The organism is Kitasatospora sp. GAS204B (genome assembly GCF_029892155.1).
Lineage (GTDB): Bacteria > Actinomycetota > Actinomycetes > Streptomycetales > Streptomycetaceae > Kitasatospora.
Map to the genome: position 1 here is coordinate 158,712 of NZ_JARZAG010000019.1, position 18,705 is coordinate 177,416.

Below are 18,705 nucleotides of genomic sequence, written 5' to 3' on the forward strand. Positions count from 1 at the left end.
CGTGGACGTGACGCGCTTCGTTGTCGAGCTGGAGCCTGAGGTGCGTCGGTGGCTCGCGGAGCTGCCGGCGCGCCACTATGTCAAGGCGGAAGACTACGTTGATCTTCTGGCGGACAACCCGACCTTGTTGGGGGAGCCGTACTCGCGCCACCTCGGCGGCGCGGTCCGCGAGTTGCGGTTCTCGCTCGGCCGCGAGGCCACCAGGATCACCTATTGGCTCGCGCCGGACCGCCGGGTCGTGCTGCTGACCGTGTTCGTGAAGACGAAGATGCGGGAGACTGTTGAGGTCACCCGGGCTCTCTGGGCGCAGAAAATCTGCGAGGCTGAGCATGGTGAGGCGCACGAGGAGTTCAGCCGGTCGATCACGGACGAGGAGACGCGATGAACCACTCCCGGTGGAAGACCGCGCGGACCCGTGCGCTGCTCGGCGAGCAGGTTGCGGAGGGCCCTGAGGTCGCCGCTCTGCGGTTGGAGATCCGGTATGCGCGTGCGTTCGGGCAGGCGCTCTATGACCGGCGGACCGAGCTCGGCCTTTCGCGGGCTGAGGTGGCCGGGCGGGCGGGGATGGCGGAGTCGCAGATCGAGCAGATCGAGGGTGGTGACACGGTGCCGACTCTGCCGCTGCTGACCCGGCTCGCGGGCGCGCTGGAGGCTGAGTTGGATCTCCATCTGGCGCCGGATGCCGAGGTCGCGCTGCGCTTCCACTCTCCCGCTGCCTGACGGCCGCGTGGGCGCCGGGTCAGCGTTCCACCCGCAGGCTCAGGCACTGCCAGCTGAGCCGGCGCGGGCCGAAGAACGGTGGGGCGGGGTGGTAAGTCCCGTCCGATACGGACAGGTTGACGATCAGGTAGGCGTGCCAGTCCTCGCCCACGCCGCGGCCGTCCGAGTAGACGAGGGTGTCGCCCGCGTGCCAGTCGACGGAGTCGGCGCCGATGGTGGTGCTGAGGTCGAGGGTGGCGCCGGGGGCGACGCCGGCGGCGGCGCCGTGCCAGTAGGAGGAGGTGCCGGCGATGTGGTTGCTGACCTCCAGCAGGTCGGGGTGGTCGGGGTGGTACTCGAAGACGTCGACCTCGTTGCCGCCGTCCCGCCAGGTCCAGATGGCCGGCCAGGCGCCGATGCCGGTGGGCAGGGTGACCCGGGCGTGCAGGGTGTCGCCGGCCAGTAGTTGGAATCCCTGCGGGCTGCCCTCGGTGGTGAGCAGGTTGCAGCTCCACTGGAGGCTGAACCAGCTGCGGGTGGCGGTGAAGCGACCGCCTGGGCAGTGGGCGCCGTTGAGGCGGTCGAGTTTGTGGTCGGCCCGGTTGGTCGGGCCCATGTTCGGATAGGCGCTGGTTCGGCCCGCCACCCATTGTTCGGTCGAACCGAAGTCCGCGTCGAAGACGATCGCCATGGCTCTCTCCCTGGTTCCGCAGGGTGATATGCCCGTTACGTCGTGCGATAACCGCTGGTGGCCGGCCCGTTCAGGCGCGGAGCCCGAGCCGCACGGCGCGTTCGACCGGCGAGTGCGCGCCGTCCGCGCGGTCCAGGTCGAGCGGTGCGGTGGACAGCAGCGGCGGCTGGGCGAGGAAGCGCGGGACGGTGCCGTGGTGCGACTGGGCGCCGTGGATCAGGAACGGGTGGCAGAGGTACACGTCCCCGGCCCGCCCGGTGGCGAGCGCCTGCGGGCGGTCCGGCGAGTCGAGCTTGCCGACCTCGTCCATCGCGCCGCAGAGCTCGAACAGGTTCACCCCGCGCTCGCCGTGGGGCTCCAGGAACGGCGGCACGTCCAGGTGCGAGCCGACCTTGATCCGGGTCGGCGCGCTGTCGGCGTCGACGTCGGAGAAGAGGAAGAGCATCAGCAACGCCCGGTCCCGGGAGCGGAGGTTGAGCCAGTAACCCTGTTCGCCGGGCGGGGTGTAACTGCCGTCCACGTGCCACCCCGCGTCGCCCGGGTCCTGCGGGTGCGGGAAGCGGATCGGGAAGGTGCCGAGCCCGGTGCGCGGCAACCAGCGGCCCGGGCCGACGAGTTGGTCGAAGGCGGCGTGCAGGCGGGGCGTGCCGGCGGCCTGCCGGAACGGTGCGTCCCCGTAGCCGTCCAGGCGCACCACGGGTTGCGTCCAGGTGGCCGGGTCCTCGGGGTCCAGGCCGGTCTCGCGCCAGAGGAACGCCCGGCACTCGTCGGCGAGTTCGCGCGGGAACGCCTCGGGGAGGTGGACGAAGCCTTCGGTGACGAAGCGCTCGATCTGGTCATCGGTCAGGACGGCGGCAGCGGCGGACATGGCGCCGATTCTGAGCGGGGGAGGGCGGCGGCGACAACCGGATTTCGTGCGGGCGGCCGGCCGCGGGTCAGCGGCGGTGGCTGCGGACGAGGGCGACCGTGCCGAGGGTGAGCAGGGTGAGGGCGAGCGCGCCGACGGTGAGCAGGCTCGGGGAGGTGCCGGAGTCGGCGAGGGTGGGGCGGGGTGCGGCGGTGAGGGTGAGGAGCAGGACGGCGGCGAGGGACTGGGGCATGCGGGGGCTCCGGGTGGTGGCGGGACGGGTCGCTGCTCACTCCAGTCGAACGGGGATGCGGGAGGCGCGCAGGCGCACCGGGGATGCGGCTCGTCGGGCGAGCCGCATTCACCCGGGAGGCGGATGGACCCCGCGTGAACCCCGCCCCCGGCGTGCCCCGTGGACACCGATGTGCGCCTGGTGGCCGGTCCGCGTGCCGGCCCGGCTCGGCGCCGAGGCAAGCTCGCGCCCTTAGTGGAAGGTTGGTGGCACGTTCGATGGCAGCCCTCGCCATGTTGGTCCCCACGCGTGGCCGGCCGGACAACCTCCGTCGGCTCTGGCAGGCGTTCACCGAGACGTGCACCACTGCCACGACGCTCATCGCCTGCGTCGACTTCGACGATCCGGTCCTGCCGGGCTACCGCGAGCTCCACGAGACCGCACGCGGCAACCGTGGAGCGGGCACCGACGGCCCGGAGTTCCACCTCCTCGAAGCGCCGCGCCTGCGGTTGGCCGGCACCCTCAACTACTACGCGCCGCAGGTCGCCGCCCGTTTCCCCAAGATCGGCTTCCTGGGCGACGACAACGTGCCGCGCACCGTCGGCTGGGATCAGCGCTACGTCGAGGCGCTCGACGAGCTCGGCACCGGCATCGTCTACGGCAACGACCTCCTCGTCGGTCCGGACCTGCCCACCCAGGTCGCGATGACCAGCGACATCGTGCTGGCCACCGGGCTGATGGTCCCGCCGGGCATCGTCCACCTGTGGGCCGACAACGCCTGGCTGGAACTCGGACAGGCCCTCGACGGGATCACCTACCTGCCGGACGTCGTGGTCGAGCACCTCCACCCCTTCGCCCGGAGTGCGGAATGGGATGACGGCTACCGCGAGGCGAACACCAGGGAGCGGTACGACGCGGACCGGGCGGCGTTCGAGCAGTGGCGCGCCGAGGAGATGGGCCGTTGGGTCGGGCAGATCCGGGCGTATCCGCCCGACGACCACCCGAACCCGTGGCCCGATCGGCTCGCGCTGGCGCTCGGCGGGGTGTCCTGACCGTACGGGGCCGGGGTCCACTCGCGATGGGTGCGGCACGGCGGGCCGATCCGGGAAGCCGCGATACTGACGCCATGAGCGATGACGAGCAGCAGCAGCCGACCGGGCCTGGGTTCGTGAAGTTCCGCCTGCAGTGCCCCAACTGCAACCAGGGGTCCCGTGCCCGCGCCCGGATGGGCGCGCGGGACTACCTCGGCCACGACGGAAAGCCGGCCATCGTGGTGGGCGCGAGCTACGTGCCGGAGACCTGTACGGACTGCCAGGGGACGGGATTCCTCGCCCTCGGGTCCGAGGAGTGGAAGGGGCGACGCGAGCCCGACCCGTCGGCCGACTGAGACGTCGACATCGTCGACGTTCATGCCCGCACCGTACCCACCCCCGCCGCCCGCCAGGTGGCGTACAGCGTCACGCCGCCCGCCAGGGTCATCGCCGCCAGGCCCACAACTGCCGCGCCCGACCAGCCGACCGCGTGGAAGGCGTCCGCGCCCACCGTGCCGCCGAGGCTGTTGCCCAGGTAGTAGGCCATCAGGTAGAGGGCCGAGGCCTGGGCCCGGCCGTGCTGCGCCGTCCGTCCCACGGCCGAGGAGGCGGTGGCGTGACCGGCGAAGAAGCCGCCGGTGATCAGCACCAGGCCGAGCAGTGCGCAGAGCAGGGAGTTCGCGAGGGAGAGCAGCAGGCCCGCGGTGGTCAGGCCGATCGCGACGTAGAGGGCGCCCCGGCGGCCCAGGGCGCGGGTGAGGCGTCCGGCGGCGGCGGAGGTGCCGGTGCCGACCAGGTAGACCACGAAGATCGAGGCGGCCACCGACTGCGGCAGGTGGAAGGGCGCCGCGATCAGCCGGAAGCCGACGGTGTTGTAGACCGCGCCGAAGACGGCCATGAAGAGCATGCCCAGCGCGTACAGCCGCAGCAGCAGCGGGTTGCGCAGGTGGGCGCCGACGGTGCGGGCCAGGGCGCGGGCGTCCACGGGGGTGCGGCGGAAGTGGCGGGCGGTGGGGATCAGCAGGCGGAAGGCGAGCACCGAGAGCAGCGCGAGCGCGGCCGAGGCGGCCAGGCCCCAGCGCCAGCCCCAGGCGGCGCCGGTCCAGCCGGCGACCAGGCGGCCGCCCATGCCGCCGATGCTGTTGCCCGCGACGTAGAGGCCCATCGCGGACGGCAGCGCGCTCGGGTGCACCTCCTCCACGAGGTAGGCCATCGCGGTGGCGGGCAGGCCGGCCAGCGCCGCGCCCTGGAGCGCGCGCAGTGCGACCAGGACGCCGAGCGAGGGGGCGAACGGCAGCGCGACGGCGATCAGCGAGGCGGCGAGCACCGAGCCGGTCATCACCGCCGTGCGCCCGTAGCGGTCGGAGAGCGCACTGGCCGGCAGCAGGCCGAGTGCGAGGCCGAGGGTGGCCGCCGAGGCCGTCCAACTCGCCTGCCCGGGCGTGAGGTCGAGGCCGGCGGAGAGCAGCGGCAGCAGGCCCTGGGTGGAGTAGAGCAGCACGAAGGTGGCGATGCCGGCGGCGAACAGCGCGAGGTTGGAGCGCCGGAAGTCCCGCTGCCCGGGGCGCAGTCGCAGGTCGGTGGTGGTGGCGGAGTGGACGGCACCCGGGGCGGTGACTGCGGCGGATGCCTCGGCTGCGGTGGTCTCCACGGGAGGCATGGCAATGACGCTAGACCTGCCCGATTCCATGCGTCCAATACATCAATGGGCCACAATTCATGCTGTGGCGTATGAGGAGAATCCCGTCCCGAGACCCGTCGAGCTGGACCCGCAGGCTCCGGCGGTCCAACTCGCGCCGAAGCTGGCGCAGTTCGCGGCGGTGGCCCGGCTGGAGCACGTGACCCGGGCGGCCGAGCTGCTCGCCATGCCGCAGCCCACGCTGTCGCGCGCGATCGCCCGGCTGGAGCGGGAGTTGGGGGCCGACCTGCTGGTCCGCGAGGGCCGCACGGTGCGGCTGACCAGAGCCGGTCAGCTGCTGCTCGGCTCGGTGGAGCGGGCGTTGGCCGAGCTGGAGCGCGGGGCCCGGGCGGTGCGGGCCGAGGTGGACCCGGCAGCCGGGCGGGTGGCGTTCGGGTTTCTCCACACCATGGGGACGGACGCGGTGCCCGCGCTGCTGCGGGGCTTTCGGGCCGACCACCCGCGGGTGCGGTTCCAGCTGGTGCAGGACTACGTGGCGGCGATGCTGGCCCGGCTGCGGGCGGGCGAGTTGGACCTGTGCCTGGTCTCGCCGCTGCCCGCCGAGGACGACCCCGAGCTGACCGCCCGGCCGCTGGACGAGCAGCCGCTGCACCTGGTGGTGCCCGCCGACCACCGGCTCGCCGGGCGGCGCCGGATCCGGCTGGCGGAGGTGGCCGAGGAGCCGTTCGTCGCGCTGGAGCAGGGGTACGGGCTGCGCGGGATCACCGACGACTTCTGCGCGCAGGCCGGGTTCGCGCCGCGGATCGCCTTCGAGGGCGAGGAGGCGGAGACGCTGCGCGGGCTGGTCGCGGCCGGGCTCGGGGTGGCGCTGCTGCCGCCGGGGACGGTGCCGCGGCCCGGGGTGGTCGACCTGACGGTGACGGCACCGCGGACCCGGCGGGCGATCGGGCTGGCCTGGGTGACCGGCCGGTCGTTGCCGCCGCCCGCGCAGGCGTTCCGGGAGTTCGTGCTGTCGCGGCGCGGGCGGCTGCTGGAACGTGGCTGAGGACGGCTGCTGGAACGCGGCCGAGGGGGCGGCGGCCGGCCGGGCGAAGGGCTGTCGTGGCGGGACTCGATCTACGCGCGTAGGCATTACACTCTCGCCATGGAGAAGCAGATCACCGTCCCCGCGGGCACCACGGCCCCGCGTGTCCCCACCGCCGACCAGATCCGTCGCGCCCCCAAGGTGCTGCTGCACGATCACCTGGACGGCGGCCTGCGCCCCGAGACCATCGTCGAGTTGGCCGCCGCCTGCGGCTACCAGGGGCTCCCCACCACCAACCCGGCCGAGCTGGGCGTCTGGTTCCGCGAGGCCGCCGACTCCGGCTCGCTGGTCCGCTACCTGGAGACCTTCGCGCACACCTGTGCCGTGATGCAGACCCGGGACGCGCTGATCCGGGTCGCCGCCGACTGCGCCGAGGACCTGGCGGCCGACGGCGTGGTCTACGCCGAGGTGCGCTACGCCCCCGAGCAGCACCTGGAGGCCGGGCTGAGCCTGGACGAGGTGGTCGAGGCGGTCAACGAGGGCTTCCGGATCGGTGAGGCCAAAGCCCGGGCCAACGGCCACCGGATCAAGGTCGGCACCCTGCTCACCGCGATGCGGCACGCCGCCCGCTCGCAGGAGATCGCCGAGCTGGCCAACCGCTACCGCGACGCCGGCGTGGTCGGCTTCGACATCGCCGGCGCCGAGGCGGGCCACCCGCCGACCCGGCACCAGGGCGCCTTCGACTACCTCAAGGGCGAGAACAACCACTTCACCATCCACGCCGGCGAGGCCTTCGGCCTGCCCTCGATCTGGGAGGCGCTGCAGTGCTGCGGCGCCGACCGGCTCGGCCACGGTGTGCGGATCATCGACGACATCACGGTCAACGAGGACGGCACCGTCGAGCTCGGCCGGCTGGCCGCCTACGTGCGCGACAAGCGGATCCCGCTGGAGATGTGCCCGACCTCCAACCTGCAGACGGCGGCGGCGAGTTCCTACGCCGAGCACCCGATCGGGCTGCTCAGCCGGCTGAAGTTCCGGGTCACCGTGAACACCGACAACCGGCTGATGAGCGGGACCAGCATGAGCCAGGAGTTCGGCCACCTGATCGAGGCCTTCGGGTACGGGCTGGACGACATGCAGTGGTTCACCGTCAACGCGATGAAGTCCTCGTTCCTGCCGTTCGACGAGCGGCTGGCGATGATCAACGAGGTGATCAAGCCGGGGTACGCGGAGCTCAAGGCCGAGTGGCTGTTCGGCGCCTCGGCCTGAGGGCGGTCGGTCGCCGAGTGGCCGTCCACTGCTGAGGATCCGTCAGACTCCGTACGGGGAAGGCGCGGTGCGACTGTATGACGGTTCACTCGGCCGAGTGACACGCTTTGGTCCCGGCACGACGGACTGTCTACGGTGAGCCAATCACTGCTGACACGGTGCAGCGGCACACGCTGGGCTGGTGCCTTCGGGCCCGCCCTGGCGCGAGCCCGCGCCGGCCCGACGGACCCTAGGACGGACCCATGAAGCAGGCCACTCTCAAGGCTGCCGGCACGGCGGCGCTCGGCGTCGTCATCGCGGCCACCGCCGCCGGTGCCGCGTCGGCCGCCGCCCCCGGCGGCCTCGGCGCGCTGCCCACCGGTGCGCTGCCCGACACCACTGGCCTGACCGGGACTCTGGACAAGGCCCCGGCGGTCGGCGGTCCGGTCTCGCACGCCACCGGCATGCTCGACTCCAACGCCGGCCAGGCGCCCGCCGCGCAGGCCCCGGCGGCCGCTGCCCCGGCCGGCGAGGCCACCCGCGGGCTGCCGGTCGGCGCGCTCGGCGGCATCGCGAAGCAGGCACCCGGCCCGGTGGGCGGCCTGCTCGGCGGCGCCGCGCCGGTGAGCGGTGGCCTGCCCGGGGTCGGCTGACGGATCGGGCCACCACGGCTCACACCAGGGCCGCCTACTGCGCGCGAGCGGAGCAGGCGGCCCTGTGTCGTACCCGGGGTTCGGCCGGCCGGGTCAGGGCTCCTGCGGGAGCAGCAGCCACAGGGCCAGGTAGACCAGGAACTGCGGCCCGGGCAGCAGGCAGGAGACCAGGAAGATCAGCCGGACCGTCCAGGCGGAGAGGCCGAAGCGCTCGGCGATCCCGGCGCAGACGCCGGCGACGAGGCGGTCGTGGCGGGGGCGGGCCAGCGTGCGGATGGCGGTCATGGCGGTCTCCGAGCGGTAGCGGGGTGACGCTCCGGTGGTCCCGGGGCTGTGACTCCATGCTGCGTCCGGTGGACCTGGTCGAGCGTCAGCCCGGATGCCGATCCGGCACCCCGGAGTCTCACCGGGGCGGGGTGGGCGGATCTCGGGGTTCGACTCAGGGGCGGCCCTGAGCCGGCCGTGCCTCAGAAGCGGTGCGCGCGGGCCGGGGCGTGGTGGCGGGTGACCGGCAGCGGGCCCGGGCGGTGGGTGCGCAGGTGGTGCAGGCGGCCGGCCGGGGTGTCGTCGAGCCTGTCGCGGGCGGTGGTGACGGCGGTGGTGACGGTGGTGGTGGGCGCGGGCGGTTCGGCGCCGGCCGGGCTCGGGCTCGGGGTCGGCGCGGGCGCCGCTGCCGGGGTCGGAGTCGTTGCGGGCTGCTCCGCCGTCGGCCGGGCCCGCAGCCGGGCGCGCCCGGCCGGGACCACCGCCAGGTGGGCGAGCGCCGCGCCGATCACGCCGAGCAGTATGTCGTCCACGTTGAGCACCTGCCCGGCCACGCCCGTGCGGACCACCTCGAGGGCGGTGGCGATCAGCGCGGTGGCGCCCAGGGTCTGCAGGAAGGACGGCAGCCACGCCGTCCGCAGCCGTCCGCCCGCCATCGGCAGCAGCACGCCGAGCGGCGCCAGCGTCGCCAGCCCGCCCGCGACCTGCCGCAGGCCGGCGGCCCCACCGGTGCCGAGCGCGCGGTGCACGGAGGCGAACGGGGTCAGGTTGGCGTCGTAGGCCCAGGCAGTGGACACCTGGCGCAGGGTCAGCCAGGCCAGCAGCAGGGCGTAGAGCGCGAGCAGGCTCAGGCCGACCGAACGCAGTGCGAGGGGCAGGGCCTCGGCCGCCCCAGACGAGTCCGCAGTCCCCGAAGGGTCGTCCGGCGGCGTGGCCGTCGTGGTGGCCTGCCGTCGGTCCTCGATCCGCACGCTGTCGCGCGCATTCCGCACGCCGGTGCCATCTCGCTGCACGCCCTTCAGGACGCGGTGCCAGGTCAAGCCGGTTCCCGCCGCTCCACGCGCTCGGGCGTGGCGTCGCTCACAGCGCCACCGCGCGACTGCTCGTCCCGGTCCCGCTCGTCCGTGGTCACTGGCAGTTGGGCGTCCCGCTCGGCGTCGGCGAGGGCAGCGCGTTGAACGGGCTGCTGGGCGACGGCACGACCACCGGCGAGGGGGCGGCGGTGGGCCGGCCCGAGGCCCGGGGCGAGCCGGTCGCCGGGCTGGTCGGGGTGCCCATGGGGGCCGGCACGGCCGGCGGGTGCACCACGCTCGGGCAGGCGGTGCGGCTGGCCGGTGGGCCGGCGTCGACCGGGACGGCCGTGGGCCGGATGCCGCAGCCGCTCGCCAGCGCGGCGGTGGCCGCGCCGATCGCCAGCGCCAGCGCCCATTTCGGCCAACCGCCGCTGCTCGTCACCTGGTTCACTGGTCCGACCTCCGCTCGGTCTGCTCCCCCGAGCCCCCCGGTCGGCTGTCCGTCCCGCCGCCCGTCCCGCTGTCCGTCCCGCTGTCCACTGCCCCGTCCCGGGCCGGCGGCCGCAGCGGTAGGCGCAGCGTGAAGACCGCGCCGGAGCCGTCCGGCGCGTTGGCGGCCGTGATGGTGCCGCCGTGGATCTGCGCGTTGGCCATCGCGATGGAGAGCCCGAGCCCGCTGCCCTCCGAGCGGGCCCGCCCCTTGTCGGCCTTGAAGAACCGGTCGAAGACGTGCGGCAGTACGTCCTCGGGGATGCCGGGCCCGCTGTCCGAGACCTCGACCACCACCTCGCCCGCGCCGGTCGGCCCGGCGCCCTGGCTGACCTTGACCCGCACCGGCGAGCCGCCGTGCTTGAGCGCGTTGCCGATCAGGTTGGCGAAGACCACGTCGAGCCGGCGCGGGTCGACCACGGCCAGCACCCCGCGCGGGGCGTCCACCTCGACCGCGTCGTACCAGGCCCGGCCGTCGATGCAGGACATGATCAGGTCGGCGATGTCCATCTCGTCGGCGACCAGCTTGGCGGTGCCGGCGTCGAACCGGGTCACCTCCATCAGGTTCTCCACCAGGTCGGAGAGCCGGCGGGTCTCGCTGACCACCAGCCGCACGGCCGGCTCGATCATCGGGTCCAGCGACTCGGCCTCGTCCTCCAGGATGTCGGTGACGGCCGTCATCGCGGTCAACGGCGTGCGCAGCTCGTGCGACATGTCGGCGACGAACCGGCGGCTCTGCGCCTCCCGGGCGCTCAACTCCTCGACCTGCTCGGCGAGTGCCTCAGCGGTGCGGTTGAACGTCCTCGCCAGGTCGGCCAGTTCGTCCGCGCCGCTGACCTCCAGCCGGGTGTCCAGCTTGCCCTCGCCCAACCGGCGGGCCGCGTCGCCGAGTTGGCGCACCGGCCGGAGCACGGTGGCGGACGCGGCCTGGGCCAGCAGGGTGGCCGCGATCAGCGCGAGCGCCGTCGCCACCGCCAACGACCAGCCCAGGGTGTCCAGATCGGCCCGTTCGTTGTCCAGCGACTTGAACATGTAGGCGGTCAGGTTGGTCTGCAACACCCGGGTGCCGCCGACCACGTACGGCGTGCGGTCGAGGTTCACCCGCTGCCAGTACAGGTGGTACTGGTACGCGTTGCCGGGGCCGACGGCGCGCGGCTTGGGCACGGTGGCCAGCAGCGCGTGCGGCACCTGGGCCACGGTGAAGCGCGGGTCGGAGGTGGCGACGCAGTCGGGCTGACTGTCGTCCACCACCACGACGTTGTAGCTCAGGCCGGAGCTGGCCACGTTCTCGGCCAGCTGGTTGAGCGCCGCGCAGCTCGCGCCCAGCGGCAGGTCGGAGACGTTGCGGCTGAGCGAGGAGCGGAAGTCGGTGAGGGTGCTGTTCTGGGCGCGCTTGAGCACCGCGTCGCGGTTCAGCCAGTAGGCGATGCCGGAGGCGGAGACGGCGGCGGTCAGCGCGACCACGGCGAACACCGCGGCCAGCCGGACCCGCAGCGAACTCAGTCGCAGCCGCCGCCACAGCCTGCGAGCGAAGCGGCGGCGGCCGTTCTGATGATCAGTCACGTGTCGGGTCAGCCATTCGGTGTCAGGGCAGGCGGCAGCACGGGAGGCGCGCGGCACGCGGGTGCGGTCAGGCGGGCGGGTCCAGACGATAGCCCACCCCGCGCACGGTACGGATCAGGGTGGGCGCCGACGGGACGTCCTCCACCTTGGCCCGCAGCCGCTGCACGCAGGCGTCCACCAGCCGGGAGTCGCCCAGGTAGTCGTGCTCCCAGACCAGCCGCAGCAGTTGCTGGCGGGAGAGCGCCTGGCCGGGGCGGCGGCTCAGTTCGAGCAGCAGCCGCAGCTCGGTGGGGGTCAGCTGGAGGTCCTCGCCGTCCTTGGTGACGGTCATCGCCGAGCGGTCGATCACCACCGAGCCGTAGGCCGAGGAGTCCGAACTCTCCCGCTCACCGCGCCGCAGCACGGCGCGGATCCGGGCGTCCAGCACCCGGGCCTGGACCGGCTTGACCACGTAGTCGTCGGCCCCGGACTCCAGGCCGACGACCACGTCGATGTCGTCCGAGCGCGCGGTCAGCAGGATGATCGGCAACTGGTCGGTGCGCCGGATCCGGCGGCAGACCTCGAAGCCGTCGATTCCGGGCAGCATCACGTCCAGCACGATGAGGTCCGGACGCTGTTCCTTGAAGAGCCGGAGGCCGTCCTCTCCGGACGCTGCGGCGGCCACGCGGTGGCCCTGGCGGGTGAGGGCGAGTTCGAGGCCGGTCCGGATGGCGTCGTCGTCCTCGATCAATAGGAGGAAAGGCACCTGGTCATTCTGGCTCACCGGATGTGCCGCCGGGAACCGTCCGAGCCAGCCTGGGCGTCGCAGGTGTCGCGGGTCACTGCGGGACGAAGGTCCTGGTGCTTGTGACACCGCTGTGACAGTCGCCAGACACCACCATGACGGGCGCCGGGCAAGCTTTTCCATGTCGCCGCCACGAACCGGACAACAACCGGGACGCAGCGGCGGAGGTGGAAAGAACTCGCTCGTACCGACCATGGGGGCAGCAATGACCGCAACGCTTGAGACCCGGGGCATCTGGGATGCGCACAACCCGGCAGTCCGCGGCGTTCGGCCGGCGGCGAAGGTCCGGGTCGAGCACTGCACGGGGGCTCGCCGAGTGGGCGGCGGGAGCAGGACGCAGGGCGTGCCGGGGGGAGTGTTCGGGGGAACGCACACCGGGACGCACGCGGTGAACGGGGGCGGTCTGACCGCGGCCGGCTCGGGGGAGCCGCAGGCCGGCCAGACCGAGGGCGCCACCCTCTACCGGCTCGCGCCGGTCGAGGAGAGCGTCCGGCAGGGCGAGCAGGGAGGCGTGCAGGGGGAGCCCTCGGCCGCCGAGGTGGACCACCTGACGGAGTTCACCGCGTACGTGCGCGAGCGCCGCGCCTCCCTGTACGCCACTGCCTACCACCTGACCGGTGACCGCTTCGAGGCCGAGGACCTGCTGCAGAGCGCGCTCTTCAGCACCTACCGGGCCTGGGGCCGGATCACCGACAAGGCGGCGGTCGGCGGCTACCTGCGCCGCACCATGACCAACCTGCACATCTCGGCCTGGCGCCGGCGCAAGCTCAACGAGTACCCGACCGAGGAGCTGCCGGAGACGGTCGGCGACACCGACGCGATGGGCGGCACCGAACTGCGCGCCGTCCTGTGGCAGGCGCTCGCCAAGCTCCCGGAGAACCAGCGCACCATGCTGGTGCTGCGCTACTACGAGGGCCGCACCGACCCGGAGATCGCCGACATCCTGGGCATCAGCGTCGGCACCGTCAAGAGCAGCATCTGGCGCGCCCTGCGCCGCCTGCGCGACGACGAGCAGCTCAACCGCAACGGCGACACCGCCTTCGCCTTCGGCGAGCTGGTGGCGTAACGGACTGGTCGTCCAACGGCCTGAACGACAAGGACTCCCGTCGGGGGACGGGTGGGGAAGCGGAGCGGTCGCGGGCTCGGGGGAGCCGCGGCGGCAGGGAAGCCGCCTACCCGCAAGAACAGTCGGGCCCGGTGTCTCGGGAGAGGACACCGGGCCCGACTGCTTGCGTGCGAGCTTCATCCGGAACGTGCCGGGGGAGCGGTACACGTGGGAACTGCCGCCCTAGCCCCGTCGCGTCAGGCCCCGACCGCGATCCGTCCGCCCTGGCGGACCACCGCGCGCACCCGGGCGGCCGCCTCGGCGCCCGCGCAGGCGTCGGCGCCGAGTTCGACCTGGCGGGCCACGATGCCGCGCTCGGCGCGCATCAGCCGCCAGCCGCGGCGCAGCAGGTAGGGGACGGACTTGCGGCCCTCGCGGACGTCGCGGCGGAACCGGCGCCAGGCCGTGGTCAGCGGGCGGTTGCGCAGGCAGAGGGCGGCGCCGAGCAGGTCTTCGGCCTCGCAGGCGGCGACCAGTTCGGCGGCGAAGATCCCCTCGGCGATGAAGGCGGGGGAGCCGCCCAGCTCCAGGGTGTGCGAGCCGGCCCGGCCGTTGGCCGGGATCGAGTAGACCGGGACCTCGGCCCGTCCGGTCTCCACCAGCTGCCGGATCGCGGCCAGCGCCTGCGCGCCGTGCCAGGAGAGCGGCGAGTCCCAGTCGATGCCGGAGCCGTCGGGCAACTGCGGCAGGCTCGGGTCGTCGCCGTCCTTGTAGAAGTCGTCCAGCTGCAGCACCGGCAGCGCCAGGCGCTCGGCCAGCGAGGACTTCCCCGATCCCGAGGGCCCGGAGAGCAGCACCACGCGGGCGCAGGTGGTCGAGGCGGGGTTCAACGGCGAGTCACTCACGAGACACCAGTCTGACGCATCGGACGCGGTGCTCGTAACCCGTCGTTCGGCGAAAACAGTCGTGCGGCGGGAAACAGCAGGAAACAGCGGGAAACGGCGGGAAACAGGTGACGGGCCCGCGCCAGGGGGGAGAGGCGCGGGCCCGTCGATGGCGCGTCCGGGCCCCGGGGGGGGGAGGGGCACTTGGGACGGCCAGCCTTGGGTGGGTGGTCCGGCGGGAACCGGGGCTACTGGCCCATCGGGTGCCAGACCGTCTTGGTCTCCAGGAAGGAGAGCAGCCGGTCGGTGCCCGGGGCACTGGTCCAGTCCTGCGCCGACGGATCGACCGCCGGGCGCAGCACCCGCTTCAATGTATCGGCCGCGGCCGCCTCCAGGACAGCCGCCGCGCCCGGGCCCTCGGCGGCGATCGCGCCGGTCAGGTCGAGGGCGTTGACGTCCTGGTGCGAGGCGAGCGTCGGCGCCAGGTCGGCGGTGCGGCCGGAGATGATGTTCACCACGCCGCCGGGCACGTCCGAGGTGGCGAGCACCTCGCCGAGCGACAGGGCCGGCAGCGGCGCGTCGGCGGCCGCCGCGACCACGACGGTGTTGCCGGTGGCGATCGCCGGGGCGATCACCGAGACCAGGCCGAGGAACGAGTGCCCGTAGCCGGTCTGCGGGGCCACGATGCCCACCACGCCGGTCGGCTCCGGCAGCGAGAGGTTGAAGTACGGCCCGGCCACCGGGTTGGCGGCGCCCGCGATCTGCGCCACCTTGTCGGTCCAGCCCGCGTACCAGACCCAGCGGTCGATCGCCTGGTCCACCAGCGCGGCGGCCTTCTTGGCGCCCAGGCCCTCGGCTGCGGCCACCTCGGCGGCGAACTGCTCGCGCCGCCCCTGCAGCATCTCGGCCACCCGGTAGAGCACCTGGCCGCGGTTGTAGGCCGTGGTCCCGGCCCAGCCCTTCACGGCCGCCCGGGCGGCCAGCACGGCGTCCCGGGTGTCCTTGCGGGTCCCGAGCGGGGCGTTGGCCAGCCACTGGCCCTTACTGTCGCTCACCTCGTACACCCGTCCGCTCTCGGAACGCGGGAACTTCCCGCCGACGAACAGCTTGTAGGTCTTCATCACGTCAAGCCGGATGACATCAGACATCGAGGTAGGCCTCCAGACCGTGGCGGCCACCCTCGCGGCCGTAACCCGACTCCTTGTAACCGCCGAACGGCGACGTCGGGTCGAACTTGTTGAAGGTGTTGGCCCACACCACACCGGCCTTGAGCCGGTCCGCCATCCAGAGGATGCGCGAGCCCTTCTCCGTCCAGATCCCGGCGGAGAGGCCGAACGGGGTGTTGTTGGCCTTCGCCACGGCCTCGTCCGGAGTGCGGAAGGTCAGCACCGAGAGCACCGGGCCGAAGATCTCCTCCTGGGCGATCCGGTGCGCCTGGCTCACGCCGGTGAACAGCGTGGGGCGGAACCAGTAGCCCGCGGACGGCAGTTCGCAGGCCGGCGACCAGCGCTCGGCGCCCTCGGCCTCGCCGGCCGCGGTCAGCTCGGTGATCCGGGCCAGCTGGCCGGCCGAGTTGATCGCGCCGATGTCGGTGTTCTTGTCCAGCGGGTCGCCCACGCGCAGCGTGGCCATCCGGCGCTTGAGCGCCTCCAGCAGCTCGTCCTGGATCGACTCCTGGACCAGCAGTCGGGAGCCGGCGCAGCAGACGTGGCCCTGGTTGAAGAAGATGCCGTTGACGATGCCCTCGACCGCCTGGTCGATCGGCGCGTCGTCGAAGACGATGTTGGCGGCCTTGCCACCCAGCTCCAGCGACAGCTTCTTGCGGCTGCCTGCCAGCTGCCGGGCGATCGAACGGCCGACGTTGGTCGAGCCGGTGAAGGCGACCTTGTTGACGTCCGGGTGCGCGGTCAGCGCGGCGCCGGTGCGGCCGTCACCGGTGACGATGTTGACCACGCCCTTGGGCAGACCGGCCTGGCGGCAGATCTCGGCGAACCGCAGCGCGGTCAGCGGGGTGGTCTCGGCCGGCTTGAGGACGACCGTGTTGCCGGTGGCGAGCGCCGGGGCGATCTTCCAGGCCAGCATCATCAGCGGGAAGTTCCACGGGATGACCTGGGCGGCCACGCCCACCGGGCGCGGGTTGGGGCCGAAGCCGGCGTAGTCCAGCTTGTCGGCCCAGCCCGCGTAGTAGAAGAACCACGCGGCGACCATCGGCAGGTCGAAGTCGCGGGTCTCCTTGATCGGCTTGCCGTTGTCGATCGACTCCAGCACGGCCAGCTCGCGCGAGCGCTCCTGGATGATCCGGGCGATCCGGTACAGGTACTTGGCGCGCTCGCTGCCGGGCAGTGCCGACCAGTCGCCGAAGGCCTTCCGGGCCGCCTTGACCGCGCGGTCCACGTCCTCCTCGGTGCCCTGGGCGAACTCGGCCAGCACCTGCTCGGTGGCCGGGTTGACCGTCTTCAGCGCCTCGCTGCCGCTGGAGTCGACGAACTGACCGCCGATGAAGTGGCCGTAGGAGGTGGCGATGTCGCCGGCCGCGGCGGGGGACTCGGGCGCCGGTGCGTAGCCGAACAGCGGGCCGCTCTTCGGCAGTTCGGCCTCGGTCTTCTTGTTCTTGGCCATCGTGATCAGTCCACCGTCACGTAGTCGGGACCGGAGTACCGGCCGGTGCTGAGCTTCTGACGCTGCATCAGCAGGTCGTTGAGCAGGCTGGAGGCGCCGAAGCGGAACCAGTGCGGGGTCAGCCAGTCGTCGCCGAGCGTCTCGTTGACCATCACCAGGTACTTCATCGCGTCCTTGGTGGTCTTGATGCCGCCGGCCGGCTTCACGCCGACCTGCACGCCGGTGGCCGCCTTGAAGTCGCGCACCGCCTCGAGCATCAGCAGGGTCACCGGGGGCGTGGCGTTGACGGTGACCTTGCCGGTCGAGGTCTTGATGAAGTCCGCGCCGGCCAGCATGGCCAGCCAGGAGGCCCGGCGGACGTTGTCGTAGGTCTGCAGCTCTCCGGTCTCGAAGATCACCTTGAGGTGTGCCGAGCTGCCGTCGGGCCGCACGCAGGCCTGCTTGACGGCGGTGATCTCGTTGAAGACGTCGAGGTAGCGGCCGGACAGGAAGGCGCCGCGGTCGATCACCATGTCGATCTCGTCGGCTCCGGCGGCCACCGCGTCGGCGGTGTCGGCGAGCTTCACCGGGAGCGCGGCGCGACCGGCGGGGAAGGCGGTGGCGACCGAGGCCACCTGGATCCCGGTGCCCGCGAGGGCTTCCTTGGCGGTGGCGACCATGTCCGGGTAGACGCAGATCGCGGCGACCCGCGGGGCGGACGGATCACTCGGGTCGGGGTGCTTCCCCTTCGCGCACAGGGCGCGCACCTTGCCGACCGTGTCCGCGCCCTCCAGCGTGGTCAGGTCGATCATCGAGATGGCGAGATCGATCGCGAAGGCCTTGGCCGTCGTCTTGATCGAACGCGTACCGAGGGAGGCGGCGCGGGCTTCCAGGCCGACGGCGTCGACGCCGGGCAGGCCGTGCAGGAAGCGGCGGAGCGAGGCCTCGGAGGCGGCGACGTCGCTCAGGCCGCCGCCCGCGGCGCCGGGGGCGTTGGCTGCAACAGTGGACATAGTCACCAGATCAGCATATCTACGCGCGTAGGCGAAGGCTAGGGGGCCCCTTCTTCGATGCGGGACCGAGATCTGGCCGGTCGGCTCCGGTCGGCTCTGGCCGGTTGGTGCCGGCTAGCCGACCCCCGGCAGCAGCGGGTTGCCGCCGCAGTGGTCGAAGTGCAGATGGCAGTTGACCACCACGCTCACCTCGTCGGGCGTCACCCCGGCAGCTGCCAGCGCCTGGGGCAGTGGGCGGCGGCGGGGGCGGTAGTGGGCCTCCGTCCCGGGGTCGCCCGCGCCGAGGCCGGTGTCGAAGAGCAGGAGCCCCTCGGGATGCCGCACCAGGTAGCCGAGGACCGGTTCGACGCGGGGGTGGCCGTCCGCGGTCTCGCTGCCGGGGCGGACGAACGAGCCGAGCTCCAGGCGGCGGACGGCGATCGTCTGAATGGTCATCAGAACAGTATGCGTAGCTCAGATCTCGCTCAGAACCTTCACGCACTCCGGTAGAGCGGTGCGTGACGCGGGTAGCGTCCCTGTAGGGGAGGAGAACGGGGGAGGTGACGCGGTGTTCGAGTCGGAACGGTGGCCGCTGGTCTGGACCGGTTTCCTGCTGATGGCGGTGAGCGTGCGCCTGGCGGCCACGGTGTACGACCACCGGCATCGGCGGCTGCGGGCCGCCCGGCGGCGCAGCCATCTGGAGTGGCTGCCGGGGCTGGCCGGATTGATCATGGTGGCCGGTGAGGTGCCCCGGGTGCTGCGGGCGGGCGACGCGGTGCTGACGGCGGCCGATGCGATCGCGGGTGCGGCGGGCGCGGCGGTGCTCGCCCTGCTGCTCTACGGCGCCACGGTGCTGGCCCGGCGGCCGCGCGGCTGAGCGTCGGCCCCAGGGCGGGGCCCGACGCTCGGCGGTGCGGCCACGGCTTGGGCGAACTGGGCTTGGTAGAGGCGGGCGTAGGCGCCTTCGGTGGCGATCAGGTCGTCGTGCGAGCCCTGTTCGACGATCGAG

At 72.9% G+C, this 18,705-nt stretch carries 22 protein-coding genes and 1 pseudogene; 9 read left to right on the top strand and 14 right to left on the bottom strand.

The genetic code is table 11. The features are described 5' to 3' along the window. Position 1 precedes the first annotated feature (1 nt). Positions 2–385 (top strand): type II toxin-antitoxin system RelE/ParE family toxin, encoded by a 384-nt coding sequence (locus P3T41_RS24780; protein WP_280692417.1) that lies wholly within the window; start codon positions 2–4, stop codon positions 383–385. Beyond that, on the top strand, positions 382–720 hold the full coding sequence (locus P3T41_RS24785; protein WP_280692419.1) for a helix-turn-helix transcriptional regulator: 339 nt from the start codon (positions 382–384) through the stop codon (positions 718–720). The genes P3T41_RS24780 and P3T41_RS24785 overlap by 4 nt, the downstream gene beginning before the upstream one ends. Positions 721–739: 19 nt before the next feature. Here the strand turns inward: P3T41_RS24785 and P3T41_RS24790 are convergent, their stop codons facing one another. The 3 genes from P3T41_RS24790 to P3T41_RS24800 form a co-directional block, all read right to left on the bottom strand. Continuing rightward, the gene (locus P3T41_RS24790; protein WP_280692421.1) at positions 740–1,390 is read right to left on the bottom strand and encodes a beta-glucanase; all 651 of its coding nucleotides are present in this window, start codon (positions 1,388–1,390) and stop codon (positions 740–742) included. A 70-nt stretch (positions 1,391–1,460) separates the two neighbouring features. Further along, positions 1,461–2,258 carry a phytanoyl-CoA dioxygenase family protein gene (locus tag P3T41_RS24795; protein ID WP_280692423.1) on the bottom strand — a complete coding sequence of 266 codons (798 nt, stop codon included), beginning with the start codon at positions 2,256–2,258 and terminating at the stop codon, positions 1,461–1,463. Between the two features lie 67 nt (positions 2,259–2,325). After that, positions 2,326–2,490 (bottom strand): hypothetical protein, encoded by a 165-nt coding sequence (locus tag P3T41_RS24800; RefSeq protein WP_280692425.1) that lies wholly within the window; start codon positions 2,488–2,490, stop codon positions 2,326–2,328. A 257-nt stretch (positions 2,491–2,747) separates the two neighbouring features. Here P3T41_RS24800 and P3T41_RS24805 point away from each other — a divergent pair, with 257 nt between their 5' ends. Both P3T41_RS24805 and P3T41_RS24810 read left to right on the top strand, forming a co-directional pair. Then, entirely contained in the window at positions 2,748–3,521 is a 774-nt protein-coding gene (locus tag P3T41_RS24805) for a hypothetical protein (RefSeq protein WP_280692427.1), read from the top strand. A 74-nt stretch (positions 3,522–3,595) separates the two neighbouring features. Beyond that, a complete protein-coding gene (locus tag P3T41_RS24810; RefSeq protein WP_280692429.1) occupies positions 3,596–3,856 on the top strand; it encodes a hypothetical protein in 261 nt (86 codons plus the stop codon). Positions 3,857–3,876: 20 nt separating this feature from the next. Here the strand turns inward: P3T41_RS24810 and P3T41_RS24815 are convergent, their stop codons facing one another. Next, positions 3,877–5,160, bottom strand: a complete 1,284-nt coding sequence (locus P3T41_RS24815) for an MFS transporter (protein WP_280692431.1) — start codon at positions 5,158–5,160, stop codon at positions 3,877–3,879. A 64-nt stretch (positions 5,161–5,224) separates the two neighbouring features. Here P3T41_RS24815 and P3T41_RS24820 point away from each other — a divergent pair, with 64 nt between their 5' ends. From P3T41_RS24820 to P3T41_RS24830, 3 genes are all read left to right on the top strand, one after another. Then, on the top strand, positions 5,225–6,184 hold the full coding sequence (locus P3T41_RS24820; protein ID WP_280692433.1) for a LysR family transcriptional regulator: 960 nt from the start codon (positions 5,225–5,227) through the stop codon (positions 6,182–6,184). Between the two features lie 99 nt (positions 6,185–6,283). After that, entirely contained in the window at positions 6,284–7,432 is a 1,149-nt protein-coding gene (locus P3T41_RS24825) for an adenosine deaminase (protein WP_280692434.1), read from the top strand. 242 nt (positions 7,433–7,674) lie between these two features. After that, positions 7,675–8,064: a hypothetical protein gene (locus P3T41_RS24830; RefSeq protein ID WP_280692436.1), complete on the top strand. Its 390-nt coding sequence runs from the start codon at positions 7,675–7,677 to the stop codon at positions 8,062–8,064. 93 nt (positions 8,065–8,157) lie between these two features. Here P3T41_RS24830 and P3T41_RS24835 read toward each other — a convergent pair whose 3' ends face one another. From P3T41_RS24835 to P3T41_RS24855, 5 genes are all read right to left on the bottom strand, one after another. Continuing rightward, on the bottom strand, positions 8,158–8,349 hold the full coding sequence (locus P3T41_RS24835; RefSeq protein ID WP_280692438.1) for a PspC domain-containing protein: 192 nt from the start codon (positions 8,347–8,349) through the stop codon (positions 8,158–8,160). Positions 8,350–8,531: 182 nt separating this feature from the next. After that, positions 8,532–9,320, bottom strand: a complete 789-nt coding sequence (locus P3T41_RS24840; RefSeq protein ID WP_280692439.1) for a VanZ family protein — start codon at positions 9,318–9,320, stop codon at positions 8,532–8,534. Between the two features lie 136 nt (positions 9,321–9,456). After that, positions 9,457–9,792: a hypothetical protein gene (locus P3T41_RS24845; protein ID WP_280692440.1), complete on the bottom strand. Its 336-nt coding sequence runs from the start codon at positions 9,790–9,792 to the stop codon at positions 9,457–9,459. Beyond that, entirely contained in the window at positions 9,789–11,393 is a 1,605-nt protein-coding gene (locus P3T41_RS24850; RefSeq protein WP_280692442.1) for a HAMP domain-containing sensor histidine kinase, read from the bottom strand. The genes P3T41_RS24845 and P3T41_RS24850 overlap by 4 nt, the downstream gene beginning before the upstream one ends. Before the next feature lie 67 nt (positions 11,394–11,460). After that, on the bottom strand, positions 11,461–12,156 hold the full coding sequence (locus tag P3T41_RS24855) for a response regulator transcription factor (protein ID WP_348533695.1): 696 nt from the start codon (positions 12,154–12,156) through the stop codon (positions 11,461–11,463). Between the two features lie 364 nt (positions 12,157–12,520). On the opposite strand from P3T41_RS24855, the gene P3T41_RS24860 reads away from it, so the two are divergent. Next, positions 12,521–13,243 (top strand): SigE family RNA polymerase sigma factor, encoded by a 723-nt coding sequence (locus tag P3T41_RS24860; protein ID WP_280692446.1) that lies wholly within the window; start codon positions 12,521–12,523, stop codon positions 13,241–13,243. Between the two features lie 236 nt (positions 13,244–13,479). Here P3T41_RS24860 and P3T41_RS24865 read toward each other — a convergent pair whose 3' ends face one another. The 5 genes and pseudogenes from P3T41_RS24865 to P3T41_RS24885 form a co-directional block, all read right to left on the bottom strand. Then, positions 13,480–14,127, bottom strand: a complete 648-nt coding sequence (locus P3T41_RS24865) for an ATP-binding protein (RefSeq protein WP_280692448.1) — start codon at positions 14,125–14,127, stop codon at positions 13,480–13,482. Between the two features lie 227 nt (positions 14,128–14,354). Beyond that, entirely contained in the window at positions 14,355–15,254 is a 900-nt protein-coding gene (locus tag P3T41_RS24870) for an aldehyde dehydrogenase family protein (protein ID WP_280692449.1), read from the bottom strand. Then, positions 15,247–16,725 carry an aldehyde dehydrogenase family protein gene (locus tag P3T41_RS24875; RefSeq protein ID WP_280692451.1) on the bottom strand — a complete coding sequence of 493 codons (1,479 nt, stop codon included), beginning with the start codon at positions 16,723–16,725 and terminating at the stop codon, positions 15,247–15,249. The genes P3T41_RS24870 and P3T41_RS24875 overlap by 8 nt, the downstream gene beginning before the upstream one ends. Before the next feature lie 5 nt (positions 16,726–16,730). After that, positions 16,731–17,717, bottom strand: a complete 987-nt coding sequence (gene deoC / locus P3T41_RS24880; protein ID WP_280692453.1) for a deoxyribose-phosphate aldolase — start codon at positions 17,715–17,717, stop codon at positions 16,731–16,733. 123 nt (positions 17,718–17,840) lie between these two features. Continuing rightward, positions 17,841–18,152, bottom strand: a pseudogene (locus P3T41_RS24885) (MBL fold metallo-hydrolase); the annotation flags it as partial. A gap of 112 nt (positions 18,153–18,264) precedes the next feature. Between P3T41_RS24885 and P3T41_RS24890 the strand changes: the two are divergent. Beyond that, positions 18,265–18,573: a hypothetical protein gene (locus tag P3T41_RS24890; RefSeq protein WP_280692455.1), complete on the top strand. Its 309-nt coding sequence runs from the start codon at positions 18,265–18,267 to the stop codon at positions 18,571–18,573. Positions 18,574–18,705 lie beyond the last annotated feature (132 nt).

Coding starts and splice junctions, on each gene's coding strand:
- P3T41_RS24785 (WP_280692419.1), top strand. CDS start 382: ATGAACCACTCCCGGTGGAAGACCGCGCGGACCCGTGCGCTGCTCGGC.
- P3T41_RS24790 (WP_280692421.1), bottom strand. CDS start 1,390: ATGGCGATCGTCTTCGACGCGGACTTCGGTTCGACCGAACAATGGGTG.
- P3T41_RS24795 (WP_280692423.1), bottom strand. CDS start 2,258: ATGTCCGCCGCTGCCGCCGTCCTGACCGATGACCAGATCGAGCGCTTC.
- P3T41_RS24800 (WP_280692425.1), bottom strand. CDS start 2,490: ATGCCCCAGTCCCTCGCCGCCGTCCTGCTCCTCACCCTCACCGCCGCA.
- P3T41_RS24805 (WP_280692427.1), top strand. CDS start 2,748: ATGGCAGCCCTCGCCATGTTGGTCCCCACGCGTGGCCGGCCGGACAAC.
- P3T41_RS24810 (WP_280692429.1), top strand. CDS start 3,596: ATGAGCGATGACGAGCAGCAGCAGCCGACCGGGCCTGGGTTCGTGAAG.
- P3T41_RS24815 (WP_280692431.1), bottom strand. CDS start 5,160: ATGCCTCCCGTGGAGACCACCGCAGCCGAGGCATCCGCCGCAGTCACC.
- P3T41_RS24825 (WP_280692434.1), top strand. CDS start 6,284: ATGGAGAAGCAGATCACCGTCCCCGCGGGCACCACGGCCCCGCGTGTC.
- P3T41_RS24830 (WP_280692436.1), top strand. CDS start 7,675: ATGAAGCAGGCCACTCTCAAGGCTGCCGGCACGGCGGCGCTCGGCGTC.
- P3T41_RS24835 (WP_280692438.1), bottom strand. CDS start 8,349: ATGACCGCCATCCGCACGCTGGCCCGCCCCCGCCACGACCGCCTCGTC.
- P3T41_RS24870 (WP_280692449.1), bottom strand. CDS start 15,254: ATGTCTGATGTCATCCGGCTTGACGTGATGAAGACCTACAAGCTGTTC.
- P3T41_RS24875 (WP_280692451.1), bottom strand. CDS start 16,725: ATGGCCAAGAACAAGAAGACCGAGGCCGAACTGCCGAAGAGCGGCCCG.
- deoC (WP_280692453.1), bottom strand. CDS start 17,717: ATGTCCACTGTTGCAGCCAACGCCCCCGGCGCCGCGGGCGGCGGCCTG.